This window comes from Achromobacter sp. T5-5 (assembly GCF_055397965.1).
Map to the genome: position 1 here is coordinate 4595889 of NZ_AP027919.1, position 13467 is coordinate 4609355.

The 13467-nt window shown below is 65.2% G+C and carries 10 protein-coding genes; 2 read left to right on the plus strand and 8 right to left on the minus strand.

Translation table 11 applies throughout. The annotated features are described in order from the left end of the window. Positions 1-80: 80 nt before the first annotated feature. Positions 81-2798: a DNA polymerase I gene (gene polA / locus ACZ50Q_RS20890; RefSeq protein ID WP_464079444.1), complete on the minus strand. Its 2718-nt coding sequence runs from the start codon at positions 2796-2798 to the stop codon at positions 81-83. Here polA and ACZ50Q_RS20895 point away from each other — a divergent pair. After that, on the plus strand, positions 2797-3477 hold the full coding sequence (locus ACZ50Q_RS20895) for an LOG family protein (RefSeq protein WP_464079445.1): 681 nt from the start codon (positions 2797-2799) through the stop codon (positions 3475-3477). The genes polA and ACZ50Q_RS20895 overlap by 2 nt on opposite strands. A 70-nt stretch (positions 3478-3547) precedes the next feature. Here the strand turns inward: ACZ50Q_RS20895 and ACZ50Q_RS20900 are convergent, their stop codons facing one another. Beyond that, positions 3548-4411 carry a LysR family transcriptional regulator gene (locus tag ACZ50Q_RS20900; protein WP_464079446.1) on the minus strand — a complete coding sequence of 288 codons (864 nt, stop codon included), beginning with the start codon at positions 4409-4411 and terminating at the stop codon, positions 3548-3550. A 106-nt stretch (positions 4412-4517) separates the two neighbouring features. On the opposite strand from ACZ50Q_RS20900, the gene ACZ50Q_RS20905 reads away from it, so the two are divergent. Continuing rightward, the gene (locus ACZ50Q_RS20905) at positions 4518-4916 is read left to right on the plus strand and encodes a tautomerase family protein (RefSeq protein WP_092578043.1); all 399 of its coding nucleotides are present in this window, start codon (positions 4518-4520) and stop codon (positions 4914-4916) included. 91 nt (positions 4917-5007) lie between these two features. On the opposite strand, the gene typA is transcribed toward ACZ50Q_RS20905, so the two are convergent. The 6 genes from typA to rimP all read right to left on the minus strand — a co-directional run bounded on the left by typA (position 5008) and on the right by rimP (position 13183). Then, positions 5008-6831, minus strand: coding sequence for a translational GTPase TypA (gene typA / locus ACZ50Q_RS20910; protein ID WP_076519662.1), 1824 nt, complete (start codon positions 6829-6831; stop codon positions 5008-5010). Continuing rightward, positions 6828-7580, minus strand: a complete 753-nt coding sequence (truB, locus tag ACZ50Q_RS20915; protein ID WP_464079447.1) for a tRNA pseudouridine(55) synthase TruB — start codon at positions 7578-7580, stop codon at positions 6828-6830. The genes typA and truB overlap by 4 nt, the downstream gene beginning before the upstream one ends. 39 nt (positions 7581-7619) lie before the next feature. After that, the gene (gene rbfA, locus ACZ50Q_RS20920; protein ID WP_076519658.1) at positions 7620-8021 is read right to left on the minus strand and encodes a 30S ribosome-binding factor RbfA; all 402 of its coding nucleotides are present in this window, start codon (positions 8019-8021) and stop codon (positions 7620-7622) included. A 24-nt stretch (positions 8022-8045) separates the two neighbouring features. After that, positions 8046-11111, minus strand: a complete 3066-nt coding sequence (gene infB, locus ACZ50Q_RS20925) for a translation initiation factor IF-2 (RefSeq protein WP_464079448.1) — start codon at positions 11109-11111, stop codon at positions 8046-8048. Between the two features lie 96 nt (positions 11112-11207). Next, entirely contained in the window at positions 11208-12686 is a 1479-nt protein-coding gene (gene nusA, locus ACZ50Q_RS20930) for a transcription termination factor NusA (RefSeq protein WP_076519655.1), read from the minus strand. Then, on the minus strand, positions 12683-13183 hold the full coding sequence (rimP, locus tag ACZ50Q_RS20935; RefSeq protein WP_092578040.1) for a ribosome maturation factor RimP: 501 nt from the start codon (positions 13181-13183) through the stop codon (positions 12683-12685). Before rimP ends, nusA begins: the two co-directional genes overlap by 4 nt. Between the last annotated feature and the right edge of the window lie 284 nt (positions 13184-13467).

Genomic DNA, 13467 nt, shown 5'->3' on the forward strand with positions numbered 1-13467 from the left:
TGCGCGAACCAGGCGCGGCGGCCCGCAGACCCAGGCTTGCCCTGCCCCAAATGGGCGGCAAGCCGGCCCGCAGTGCGGACCTAGTGCGCCTGCTCCCAGTTCTTGCCGACGCCCACCTCGGCCACGAGCGGCACGCGCAGCGTCGCCACGTTGCACATCAGACGCGGCAGGGCTTCCCTGACCACCTCCAGCTCGTCGTCAGGCGCTTCCAGCACCAGTTCATCGTGCACCTGCATGATCATGCGCGTCTTCAGGTTCTCGGCATCGAGCCAATCCTGCACCGCCACCATGGCCATCTTGATGAGGTCGGCCGCGGTGCCCTGCATGGGCGCATTGATGGCCGCCCGCTCGGCGCCTTGCCGGCGCGGGCCCGAAGCGCCCCGGATTTCCGGCAACTGCAGCCGCCGCCCGAAGACCGTTTCCACGTACCCCTGCTCGCGCGCGAGACGCCGCGTGTTGTCCATGTACATGGCCACGCCCGGATAGCGCGCGAAGTAGCGGTCGATGTAGGCCTGCGCGGCGTCGCGCGTGATGCCCAGGTTGGACGCCAGGCCGAACACCCCCATGCCGTAGATCAGGCCAAAGTTGATGGCCTTGGCGGCACGACGCTGTTCCGTGGTGACGCCTTCCAGCGGCACGCCGAACACCTCGGACGCGGTGGCGCGGTGGATGTCCTCGCCGGCCGCGAAGGCGCGTTGCAGGTTGGCGTCGTCCGACACGTGCGCCATGATGCGCAGCTCGATCTGCGAATAGTCGGCCGACAGCAGCATGCCCTGCTCGGCGATGAACGCCTCGCGCACGCGCCGGCCGGCCTCGGTGCGGACCGGGATGTTCTGCAGGTTCGGATCCGACGAGGCAAGACGCCCCGTGATCACGGCCGCCTGCGAATAGTGCGTATGCACGCGGCCCGTCGCCGGATTGATCATGCGCGGCAGCTTGTCGGTGTAGGTCGACTTCAGCTTGGACAGGCCGCGATATTCCAGCAGCACCTGCGGCAGCGGATAGTCCAGCGCCAGCTTGCTGAGCACTTCCTCGTCGGTCGACGGCGCGCCGCTGGCGGTCTTGCGCACCACGGGAAGCTGCATGCGGCCGAACAGGATCTCGCCCAGTTGCTTGGGGGAATTCAGGTTGAACGGCTGGCCCGCAAGCTCGTAGGCCTTCTGTTCCAGTTGCAGCATCTCCTGGCCGAGCTTGTTGCTCTGGCGGCCCAGTTCCGCGGCGTCGACCTTCACCCCGTTGCGTTCGATGGTGGTCAGCACGGCCGACACCTGCATTTCCAGGCGATAGATGCGTTCCAGCCCGGCATCGGCGGCGACCATCGGACGCAGCACCTGGTGCAGTTGCAGCGTGAAATCGGCGTCCTCGGCGGCATAATGCCCCGCCTTGTCCACCGCCACTTCGTCAAAGCCGATCTGCTTGGCGCCCTTGCCGCAGAGGTCTTCGTAGGAAACGCCGCTGCGGCCCAGGTAGCGTTGCGCCAGGTCGTTCAGGCCCACGCCGCGATGGGACTCCAGCACGTAGGCCTGCAGCATGGTGTCCTCGGCTACGCCGGCCAGGCGGATGCCTTCATTGGCGAACACATGCGTGTCGTACTTGGCGTGGTGCAGCAGCTTGGCGCGCGCCGGGTCTTCCAGCCAGGGCTTGAGCCGCGCCAGCACCTCGTCCTTGGGCAATTGGACGGCGCCATCCGGACCGCGGTGCGCGACCGGGATGTAGCAGGCCACGCCCGGCGCGACCGACATCGACAGGCCCACCAGCCGGGCCTGCATCTCGTCCAGCGACGTCGTCTCGGTGTCCAGGGCCACGATCGACGCCTCGCCCATCGCCGTCATCCACGCGTCAAAGGCGGTCCAGTCGGAGATGATGCGGTAATCGGTGGTGGCGGGCGCGGCCGGCGCTTCGTGCGCGATGCGCGCATCGCCCGTGGGCACGCGCTCGGCATCGCCGGTCAGGTCGCGCAGCCACGTGCGGAACCCGTAGCGCTCGTACAGTTCGGTGAGCGTGGCGTCGTCGCGCGGACGCGGCGCCAGATCATCCACGCTGTCCACGTGTCCGGTCAGGTCGCAATCGCACTTGACCGTGAGGAGCTGGCGCGTCAGCGGAAACTTGGGTATGGCTTCGCGCAGGTTGTTGCCGGCCACGCCCTTGATGCCGTCGGCGCCTTCGACCAGCTTGTCGATCGAGCCGAATTCCGTAATCCATTTGGCGGCCGTCTTGGGTCCCACCTTGGTGACGCCGGGCACATTGTCCACCGTATCGCCCACCAGCATGAGGTAGTCCACGATACGGTCGGGCGGCACGCCGAACTTGTTGACGACGCCGGCCTCGTCCAGGACTTCGCCGCTCATGGTGTTGACCAGGGTGACGTGGCTGTTCACAAGCTGCGCCAGGTCCTTGTCGCCGGTGGAGACGATGGTGTGCACGTCTTGCTGGGCGGCGCGCTGCGCCAGCGTGCCGATCACGTCATCCGCCTCGACGCCTTCGATCGCCAGCACAGGCCAGCCCAGCGCGCGCACGGCGCGGTGAATGGGCTCGATCTGGGCCGCCAGGTCATCGGGCATCGGGGGACGCTGCGATTTGTAGTCCGGGTACAGGTCGTCCCGGAACGTCTTGCCGCGAGCATCGAAAATACATGCGGCATACTCTGCCTTATGGTCAGATACAAGCTTGCGCAGCATATTGACCACGCCATAGAGCGCACCCGTAGGTTCGCCTTGCGCGTTGCGCAAATCAGGCATAGCGTGGAAAGCGCGGTACAAGTAACTTGAACCGTCGACCAGTAATAAGGTTTTTTTCATGGTTACAAAGGCAGATATGGATACACCCGCCGGCAAACAAATTCCGCTGATTATGTCAGAGATACGGACGGCGGCAGACAAGCTCGCCCACATCGGGCCCGCGGTCAGCGTTTTCGGCAGCGCACGAGTCAGCCGCAATTCTCCGTACTATGAAACCACCATCGCAATTTCCGCAGCCCTGGCCGAAGCCGGTTTCGCCATCATCGCGGGCGGCGGCCCCGGCATCATGGAGGCCGCGAACAAGGGCGCGTTTGAAGCAGGAGGCACGAGCGTCGGGTTGAACATCAGCCTGCCGCACGAAGCGCACAACAACGAATACCAGACCATCAGCCTGTCCTTCGAATACTTCTTTCCTCGGAAGGCGGCGTTCTTCATGCACAGCTTCGCCTATGTGGCGATGCCGGGCGGATTCGGCACCCTGGACGAGCTCTTCGAAGCATTGACGTTGATCCAGACGGGCAAGGTCCCGCCTGCCCCGATCGTGCTGGTCGGCAGCGAATACTGGTCGGGACTGGCCGAATGGCTGGGCGACCAGGTGCTCGGAAACGGCATGATCGCCGCGCACGACCTGGATCTTTTCATCATCGAAGACGATCCGGTCAAGGTGGTGCGCAAGGTCGTTGAATTCCACGAGCGGGTCACGTCGGACGAACAGTACGCCCCGTCCATGCCCGCCTGAACGGCCCTGGCCGCGGCGCGGGCGCGAACGTCCTTCAACGCCCGCCTGCGCGCCGCCTCCGGCCACGCGCCTACGACATCGCCGTCACGATGGCCTGGCGCGCCAGCCCCACGAATTCGCTTTCGCCGGGGCGGGCGGCGAGCAGCCGGAATTCCACTGACGGCAGCGCCGGCAGGCCGGGCTCGTGCAACCTCGCCATCCCTGCCCCCAGCGCGGATTCGTTCAGGCAGGCGACGCCCAGGCCGGCCGCCACGGCAAGCTGCAGCCCCGCCACGCCTGACGCCACGTGCGCCACCGAATACGCCTGGCCGCGCCGCGACAACAGCCGCTCCACGTATTGGCGCAGCGCGCAGGTCTCCGGCAGCACCAGCAGCGGCAGCGGATCGGCCGCAGGAGCCGCCGCGCCTTGCGCCGCCATCCACAGCAGCGGCTCGCGGCGCAGCAACGCGCCTTGCGCCCGGCCACGCGTCCCCCCGCGCTCCTGGATGACCATCGAAATGCCCACGTCGATCTCGCCACGCTCATAGGCGGCCTCGATCGCCCCGCTCTTCATGATGGTGACGTGCAGGCGCACCCGCGGATACTGCTCGTTCAAGCGCCGCAACATGCGCGCCACGTCGCCGGGCCGATAGTAGTCGGTGATGCACAGCCTCAGTTCGCCCTGCAGCGCCACGCCGCGCAGGTCGCGCCAGGCTTCGTCGCTCAGCGCCAGGATGCGGCGCGCGTGCGCCAGCAGGCGCTCGCCCGCCGGCGTGGCGTGCACGCCGGCCTTGCCGCGCACCAGCAGCGGCTGGCCGGCGCGTTCCTCCAGCTTGCGCATCTGTTCGCTGACTGACGACTGGGACAGGAACACTTTGGGCGCGGCCGCCGTCAGGCTGCCTGCATCCAGCACCGCCACCAGCGTCCGCAGCTGGTCCAGATCGAATCCCGGCATGATTTATCCAACGGCTTTGTCGATGGATGGAATCGTAAAATCCCGCTTTTCCGATGTCAACGGGCTCCCTAGACTGGCGGTGTGCCACTCAACCAGGAGCCCCCTCATGCCGCACATCGTCATCCACGTCTCCGGCGCGCCGGACCCCGCCATCAACCGCCGCATCGTCGATGCCGTGGCCGGTCTGACCCAATCGGTGCTGGGCAAGAAGCTGCCCGTCATCGCGATCACGCTCCAGCACATTGCGCACGACCAGTGGTACATCGGCGGCCAACCCCTGTCGGCGCTTGGCAGGAACGCGTTCCATCTGGACATCAGCGTGACCGACGAAACCAATACCAAGGCCGAGAAGGCGCGCTTCATCAAGGCGATCTACGGCGCATTCCAGGACATCCTGGGCGAGCTGCACGAGTGCTCGTACGTGCACGTCATCGACGCGCGCGCGGCCGCCTATGGCTATGGCGGGCTGACGCAGGAGCATCGCCACCAGCACGGCGCCGCGTAAGCCGCGCCCCAAAAGAAAAAGCCGCGCATCCTGAAGGATGCGCGGCTTTTTGTCTGTCGGCCGGGATGTCCCCGGCCTGACGCCGTCAGGCTCAGACCGCGGCTTCGCGCGCGGCGCGCTTGCGCTCGTTTTCGAGCAGGTAGCGCTTGCGCAGGCGGATCGACTTCGGGGTGATTTCCACCAGTTCGTCGTCGTCGATGAATTCCACGGCGTATTCCAGCGACATCTGGATCGGCGGAACCAGGCGCACGGCCTCGTCGGTGCCCGAGGCGCGCACGTTGGTCAACTGCTTGCCCTTGATCGGGTTCACGACCAGGTCGTTGTCGCGGCTGTGGATGCCGATGATCATGCCTTCGTACAGCGCATCGCCCGGATTGACGAACATGCGGCCGCGATCCTGCAGCTTCCAGAGCGCGTAGGCCACGGCGTCGCCGTTGTCCTGGCTGATCAGCACGCCGTTGCGGCGTTCGCCGATCGAGCCTTCCTTGATGGGCGCGTACTCGTGGAAGATGTGGCTCATCAGGCCCGTGCCGCGCGTCAGCGTCAGGAATTCGTTCTGGAAGCCGATCAGGCCGCGGGCCGGGATCAGGTATTCCAGGCGGGTACGGCCACGGCCGTCCGGCTGCATGTCCTGCAGGTCGCCCTTGCGGCGGCCCAGCTCTTCCATGACGCCGCCCTGGTGGGCGTCTTCCACGTCGACGGTCAGGGACTCGAACGGCTCGCACTTCACGCCGTCGACTTCCTTGAACACGACGCGCGGACGCGACACGGCCAGCTCGTAGCCTTCACGACGCATCGTTTCCAGCAGGATGGTCAGGTGCAGTTCACCGCGGCCCGACACTTCGAACACGGTGTCGTCGCCCGTGTCGCGCACGCGCAGCGCCACGTTGGACTTCAGTTCGCGATCCAGGCGGTCACGAAGCTGGCGGCTGGTGACGAATTTGCCTTCGCGGCCGGCCAGCGGCGAGGTGTTCACCATGAAGTTCATGGTCAGCGTCGGCTCGTCGATGCGCAGCATCGGCAGCGGATCCTGGGTGACCGGGTCGGTCACCGTGCAACCGATACCCAGTTCTTCGATGCCGTTGATCAGCACGATGTCGCCGGCTTCGGCTTCGTTCACGACGACGCGCTCCAGGCCGTGGAACTTCAGGACCTGGTTGATGCGGCCGCGGCCGCCCTGGCCTTCGGGACCGAACTTGTAGGCCACTTCCATGCCCGGGCGCATGCGGCCACGGTTGATGCGGCCCACGCCGATCTTGCCGACGTAGCTGTTGTAGTCCAGCGAGATGATCTGCATCTGCAGCGGACCATTGGGATCGTCGTCGCGCTGCGGCACGTGCTGCAGGATGGCTTCAAACAGCGGACGCATGTCGCCTTCGCGCACGTCCGGGGTGAGGCCGGCGTAGCCCGACAGGCCCGAGGCGTACACCACCGGGAAGTCCAGTTGTTCGTCGGTGGCGCCCAGCTTGTCGAACAGGTCGAACGTGGCGTTGATGACGAAGTCCGGGCGAGCGCCGGGACGGTCGACCTTGTTGACCACGACGATCGGCTTCAGGCCCAGGGCCAGCGCCTTGCGGGTCACGAAAATCGTCTGCGGCATCGGGCCTTCGACGGCATCCACCAGCAGCAGCACGCCGTCGACCATGGACAGCACGCGCTCGACTTCACCGCCGAAGTCCGCGTGTCCCGGGGTGTCGACGATGTTGATGTGGGTGCCTTCGTATTCCACGGCACAGTTCTTGGCCAGAATCGTGATGCCGCGTTCTTTTTCCAGGTCGTTCGAGTCCATGACCCGTTCGGTCAGCGCCTGGTTTTCGCGGAAGGTGCCGGATTGGCGCAGCAGCTGGTCGACCAGGGTGGTTTTACCGTGGTCAACGTGGGCGATGATGGCGACGTTGCGCAAGGCGCGAGTCATAGCGAGTCCTTTAAGGTCAGGGTGGAGGGCAGCAAGCCCTCCGGCAATTCGTTCAGTGCAAGCAATGCCTGCTTGGGATCTGGCATGGCCTGCAAGGCTTCCAGTTCAACGGCGCGATCCAGAGAAAATGGCCCGACGTGCGTGCGCCGCAGCGCCGTCAGGTGGGCGAAACAGCCCAGCACGCGCCCGATGTCCTGGGCCAGTGTCCGGATGTATGTGCCTTTACTGCAAGCCACATCGATCTCTGCCTGCGTCCCGCTCAGGGACAACAGCTCGATGCGGTAAATCGTGATCTGGCGCGGCGGCCGTTCCAGCTCGATGCCGGCGCGCGCGTACTCGTACAGGGGCTTGCCGTCGCGCTTGAGCGCGGAATACATCGGCGGAATCTGCTCGATGGTGCCCGAGAAACGTGACAGCGCATCGCGCAGCGCCTGTTCCTCGACGACGAAACCCGGTTCGGCGGTCGCCGTGACGTTGCCCGTCAGGTCGCCGGAATCGGTTTCCGATCCAAATTGCAGCGTAGCGCGATACGCCTTGTCGGCGTCAAGCATCGCGCCGGAAATTTTGGTCGCACGTCCCACGCAGCACACCAGCAGGCCGGTGGCGAAAGGGTCCAGTGTGCCGGTATGGCCGGCTTTCGCCGCGTCCATGGCGCGTTTGGCGCGCTGCAAGGCGTGATTGCTCGACAAACCCACGGGTTTGTCGAGCAACAGCACACCGTCGAGCGCAAGCCCGCGTCGTTTAGCCATCGTCGAAATCCGGAAAATGAAGCAGTGACGACAGCCCGGTCAGGACTGGTCTTCTGGCTCGTCGGGAACGCCCGAATGCGGGCCGGGGCGGTTTGCGCGGTCGATGAGGATCGACATCTCGATGCCACGGGCGACTTGCTCGTCGTGGAAAAAGCGCAAAGTGGGGACGGTGTGAATGTGCAACAGCTTGTAGAGCTGCGAATGCAGCCAGCCGGCCTTCTCGTTCAGCAAGGTGGTGGCGGCTTCGGGCTCGGCGCCCAAAACCGTAAACCACACCTTGGCATGCGCGTAGTCGGTCGACAGTTCCACACCTGAGATCGTGATCAGTCCAGCGCGACTCATGTCGATTTCGCGCTGGATGATCCCGGCCAGATCCTTCTGGATCTGGTCGGCCAGCCGCAAATTGCGGCCGGGAATGGCTTTGGACTTGTGACGGCTCATTAGAAATAATGCCTGGCGCCTGCTTTACAGCGTGCGCGCGATTTCCTTGATTTCAAAGACTTCCAGCTGGTCGCCCACCTGGATGTCGTTGTTGCCGCGCAGCGTCAGACCGCAATCGAAGCCCGACTTGACTTCCTTGACGTCGTCCTTGAACCGGCGCAGGGAATCGAGATGCCCCGTCCAGTGAACCACGTTGTTGCGCAGCAGGCGGACCTGGGAATCGCGCCGCACGATGCCATCGAGCACCATGCAACCCGCGATGTTGCCGAGGCGGGAGATGCTGTACACCTCGCGGATCTCGACCAGGCCGATGATTTCTTCCTTCTTCTCGGGCGCCAGCATGCCCGACATGGCCGCCTTAACTTCATCCACGGCGTCGTAGATGATGTTGTAGTAGCGCACGTCGATGCCGTTGTTTTCGGCCAGCTTCTTGGCGCTGGCGTCGGCCCGCACGTTGAAGCCGATGACGACGGCACGCGAGGCGATGGCCAGGTTGATGTCGGTTTCCGAGATGCCGCCCACGGCCGCATGCACGACCTGCACGCGGACTTCGTCGGTGGACAGCTTGACCAGCGACTGCACCAGCGCTTCCTGCGAACCCTGCACGTCGGTCTTGACGATGAGGGTGAGCGTCTGGGTGCCTTCGCCCAGGTTGTCGAACATCGATTCCAGCTTGGCGGCCTGTTGGCGGGCCAGCTTGACGTCGCGGAACTTGCCCTGGCGGAACAGCGCGATTTCGCGCGCCTTGCGCTCGTCGGACAGCGCCATCAGCTCGTCGCCGGCGGCCGGCACTTCGGTCAGGCCCTGGATTTCGACGGGGATGGAGGGGCCGGCCGACTGGATCGGCTTGCCGTTTTCGTCCAGCATGGCGCGCACGCGGCCAAAGCTTGCGCCGGCCAGCACGACGTCGCCGCGCTTGAGCGTGCCGCTCTGCACCAGGATCGTCGCGACCGGGCCGCGGCCCTTGTCCAGACGGGCTTCGATGACCAGGCCCTTGGCGGGCGCGTCTTCCGGCGCCTTCAGTTCCAGCACTTCGGCTTGCAGCAGCACGTTTTCGAGGAGATCGTCGATGCCCTGGCCGGTCTTGGCCGACACGCCCACGAACGGCACGTCGCCGCCGTATTCTTCCGGCACGACCTGTTCGGCAACCAGTTCCTGCTTGACGCGTTCCGGGTTGGCGGCGGGCTTGTCGATCTTGGTCACGGCCACGACGATGGGCACGCCCGCGGCCTTGGCATGGTGGATGGCTTCGCGCGTCTGCGGCATCACGCCGTCGTCGGCGGCAACCACCAGGATCACGATGTCGGTCGCCTTGGCGCCGCGGGCACGCATGGCGGTGAACGCCTCGTGGCCCGGGGTGTCAAGGAAGGTCACCATGCCGCGCTCGGTGCGGACATGATAGGCGCCGATGTGCTGCGTAATGCCGCCGGCTTCGCCCGCGGCGACCTTGGCGCGGCGGATGTAGTCCAGCAGCGAGGTCTTGCCGTGGTCGACGTGGCCCATGACGGTCACGACCGGCGCACGCGGCAGCTGCTCGGCTTCGGATTGCGTGGCGGATTCGTCCAGGAACGCTTCCGGATCGTCCAGCTTGGCGGCGATGGCCACGTGGCCCAGTTCCTCGACCACGATCATGGCCGTTTCCTGGTCCAGCACCTGGTTGATGGTGACCATCTGGCCAAGCTTCATCAGTTGCTTGATGACTTCAGCGGCCTTGACGGACATCTTGTGGGCCAGGTCGGCCACGCTGATGGTTTCCGGCACGTGGACTTCGCGTGCGATGAATTCCTGCGGCGCCGGCTCGTTGCGGCGATCGTTCTGCTGGTTGCGGCCGCCTCGGCCGCCGGACTTGCCACCGCCCTTGCCGCCCGCACGCCAGCCGTCACGGCTGGCCGGCGCGGCCGGCTTGTCGGCAGGCTTCTTGCGCGAGGAGTCATCGGACCAGGTCGAAGCGACTTCGGCGGTCTTGATGGTCTTCTTGGCGCCGGGAGCGGCCGGCTTGGCGTCCTTCTTGGCCGCAGGCGCGGCGCCGGGCTTGCCGGCCGGCTTATGCAGCGTGCCGGAGATCGGCGCGGCGGCAGGCGCCTCCGGCTCGGGCGCGCGCAGCACCTTGCGGGGACGGTTCAGCATTTCACGCAGCGCGGCGGCTTCGGCCTCGGCGGCCCGGCGGGCCTCGTCACGGGCGGCCGGCGCGGCGGATGCGGCGAGCGGCGGACCAGCACGGCGGTTGTCGGCGCGGTTGCCGACCCTGGGGGCGGCCACCGGCGCGGCAGCCTCGGGCTTCGCTGCGGGCTTCACGGGTTCGGACTTCGCGCCAGGCTGGGCCTGGGCGGCAGGCGCGGCGGCCTGGGAGGAAGATGTTTCGGACTTATTGGCTAGCACAGCAGGTTCCGGCTTGGCTTCTTCAGCCTTGGGCTCGGTGGGTTCAGTCTTGATTTCGGGCTTGGCCTCTTCGGCCACGGGCTCGGCAGGAGCAGGCGCCGGCGTCGGTTCGGGTTCAGGCTGGGCCTGGACTTCAGGCGCTTGGGCCTCGACGGGGGCGGACGCTTCGGCCGCGACGGATTCGGTTGCCGCGGGCGCTTCGACCGGCGCAGCAGCCTCTACGGCAGGCTCTTGGGCCGGCGCGACTGCGGGAGCAGGCGCTTCGGCGGTCACAGGTGCCGCTTCGCGGGACTCGGCGGCGACAGGCGCCTCCGGGGCTGCCGGCTCGGCCGGAGCCGAGACCTGCGCCGCGGCTTCCGCCGCCACGTCTTCTTCGGGACGGGCGGAGGCAGCCTGCTCCAGGGCGAGTTCGGACGGGTCGCGCTTGACGAACACGCGCTTTTTGCGCACTTCGACCTGGATCGTGCGCGAGCGGCCCGTGGCATCGGCCTGCCGGATCTCGGAAGTCTGGCGGCGCGTCAGCGTGATCTTCTTGCCTTCGGTTGCGCCGTGTGCGCGACGCAGCGATTCGAGCAATTTCGCCTTGTCGCTGTCGGTGACGGAGTCGTCAACCGATTTGAGGTCAACGCCAGCCGAGCGCAGCTGATCCAGCAGCACATTGGCAGGCATTTTCAGCTCGGTAGCGAACTGGGCGACGGTATTACTCGACATTAGGCTCTCTCTTCCCTATAGGCAGCTATTACAAACAACGTGAACTTGCGGTGGACGATGCAAGGCTTCCTCCACCGCAGATCCGTGTCCTTATGGTTATTCTTCGTCGAACCAATGGGCACGGGCACGCATGATGAGATCGCTGGCTTCCTCTTCGGTCAGACCGGCGATTTCCGCCAGTTCGTCCGTGGCCAATTCGGCCAGATCATCACGCGTATGCACTTGACGCTCGGCCAGCTTGGCGGCCAGTTCCGGCGTCATGCCTTCGAGTTCAAGCAAATCCTGTGCGGTCTCAAGGCGCTCTTCCTGGGCAATTGCCTCGGTCAGCAGCGCATTGCGGGCACGGGCGCGCAACTCGTTGATGGTGTCTTCGTCAAACGCCTCGATTTCCAGCAGTTCCTGCATGGGAACGTAGGCGATTTCCTCGATACCGGTGAAACCTTCATCGATCAGGATGTCAGCGACTTCCTCATCGACGTCCAGCTTGCTCATGAACGTGGTGCGCAGGCCCGAACGCTCGACTTCCTGGCGGTTCAGGCTTTCTTCCGGCGTCATGATGTTGATCTGCCAGCCGGTCAGTTCTGATGCCAGGCGCACGTTCTGGCCCTTGGCGCCAATCGCCTTGGGCAGGTTTTCCTCGTCCACCACGACGTCCATGGCGTGCTTGTCTTCGTCGACGACGATGGACTCGACATTGGCCGGCGCCAGGGCGCCGATGACGAACTGCGCGGGGTCTTCCGACCACAGCACGATATCGACCTGCTCGCCGCCGAGTTCATTGCGCACGGCGGTCACGCGCGAACCGCGCATGCCCACGCACGTCCCGATGGGATCGATACGCTTATCGTATGCCACGACAGCGATCTTCGCACGCACGCCGGCGTCGCGGGCGGCAGCCTTGATCTCCAGGAGACCTTGTTCGATCTCGGGCACTTCGTTCTCGAAGAGCTGGCGGATGAATTCGGGCGAGGTGCGCGAAAGAATCACCTGCTGGCCACGCGCGGCGTGGTCCACGCGCAACACGAAGGCGCGCACGCGGTCGGCCACCCGCAGGTTTTCCTTGGGGATCATTTCGGAACGCGGCAAGCGCGCTTCGATCTTGCCCGTTTCGACGATGGCGTCGCCCTTGTCCATGCGCTTGATCGTTCCGGACACGATGGTTTCACCGCGGTCCAGGAAGTCGTTCAGCACCTGCTCGCGCTCGGCATCGCGGATCTTCTGCAGGATGGCCTGCTTGGCCGCCTGCGCGCCGATACGGCCGAACTCGATGGGTTCGAGGGGCTCTTCGATGTACTCGCCTTCCTTGATGCCGGGAACGATTTCGACCGCGTCCGACAGCATTTCCTGCTTGTCGGGCTCTTGCAGGCCAGCCTCGTCGGGCACGACCAGCCAACGGCGGAAGCCTTCGTGGTCACCGGTTTCCCTATCGATGGAAACACGAATGTCCGCATCATCCTTGAAGCGCTTTTTCATGGCCGAGGCCAGCGCACTTTCGAGAGCGCCGAACACGACGTCACGCGTGACGTTCTTTTCACGCGCCAAGGCATCGACCAACAGAAGAATTTCGCGACTCATCGCTTTTTGCCCTTGAAATCCAGAACGGGATCCAGTTTTGCACGCTCGATGTCATCGACCGTGAAGTTCAACACCTGGACTTCGTTCTTTTTTGCCTCAAATTCGAGACCGAACACGGTCTTGTGCATTCCTGCAGCGTCGGAGGCTGCGGCGCCGTCTTCCGGCACGGTCAGCGTGCCCGAAAAGACCTTGCGGCCGTCCAATGCCTCGCGCAGCTTGATTTCGATGCGCTCACCTGCGAAGCGGCGGAATTCAGCCTCATTGCGCAGCGGGCGGTCCACGCCCGGCGAACCGACTTCCAGCCGCTTGTAGTCGATGTTCTCGACCTCATAGACCCGCGACAACTGGCGGGAAACCTGCTCGCAGTCTTCGATGCGCACACCGCCGACCCGATCGATCGTGACGCGCAAAAGGCCCAGGGCGGCACGCTCGACGTCGACAAGTTCGACGTCCATGCCAGCCAGAGCCTCTTCGGTCAATGCGAATAAATCAGCCATATACTCAAAAAAAATGGGCTGCACGCCCAGCCCACCGATATTGCACAGAGCCCAGCCGCTTCCCTACTGCACGTAAGGAGCAATGCTGGGCAGCGCCCTATATTGCGACCTAATTTTTGGCTTGCGCCGCCCTGCCTGCCCGACGTAAGTCCGGGGTGCCGCGGAGCCTGTGCGCCGCCCGCAGATTGCGGCCGCGCCAAGGAGACTGCTGCATACAGCGCCCGGCAAACATGCCAGCACAACAGCGATGCGCCCGGCCGGCAGAAACGCCGCCGACGTGCCTT

What these genes read in the sequence shown, in the direction of transcription:
- ACZ50Q_RS20895 (WP_464079445.1), top strand. Translation starts at nt 2,797, where the DNA reads ATGGTTACAAAGGCAGATATGGATACACCCGCCGGCAAACAAATTCCG.
- polA (WP_464079444.1), bottom strand. Translation starts at nt 2,798, where the DNA reads ATGAAAAAAACCTTATTACTGGTCGACGGTTCAAGTTACTTGTACCGC.
- ACZ50Q_RS20900 (WP_464079446.1), bottom strand. Translation starts at nt 4,411, where the DNA reads ATGCCGGGATTCGATCTGGACCAGCTGCGGACGCTGGTGGCGGTGCTG.
- ACZ50Q_RS20905 (WP_092578043.1), top strand. Translation starts at nt 4,518, where the DNA reads ATGCCGCACATCGTCATCCACGTCTCCGGCGCGCCGGACCCCGCCATC.
- typA (WP_076519662.1), bottom strand. Translation starts at nt 6,831, where the DNA reads ATGACTCGCGCCTTGCGCAACGTCGCCATCATCGCCCACGTTGACCAC.
- truB (WP_464079447.1), bottom strand. Translation starts at nt 7,580, where the DNA reads ATGGCTAAACGACGCGGGCTTGCGCTCGACGGTGTGCTGTTGCTCGAC.
- rbfA (WP_076519658.1), bottom strand. Translation starts at nt 8,021, where the DNA reads ATGAGCCGTCACAAGTCCAAAGCCATTCCCGGCCGCAATTTGCGGCTG.
- infB (WP_464079448.1), bottom strand. Translation starts at nt 11,111, where the DNA reads ATGTCGAGTAATACCGTCGCCCAGTTCGCTACCGAGCTGAAAATGCCT.
- nusA (WP_076519655.1), bottom strand. Translation starts at nt 12,686, where the DNA reads ATGAGTCGCGAAATTCTTCTGTTGGTCGATGCCTTGGCGCGTGAAAAG.
- rimP (WP_092578040.1), bottom strand. Translation starts at nt 13,183, where the DNA reads ATGGCTGATTTATTCGCATTGACCGAAGAGGCTCTGGCTGGCATGGAC.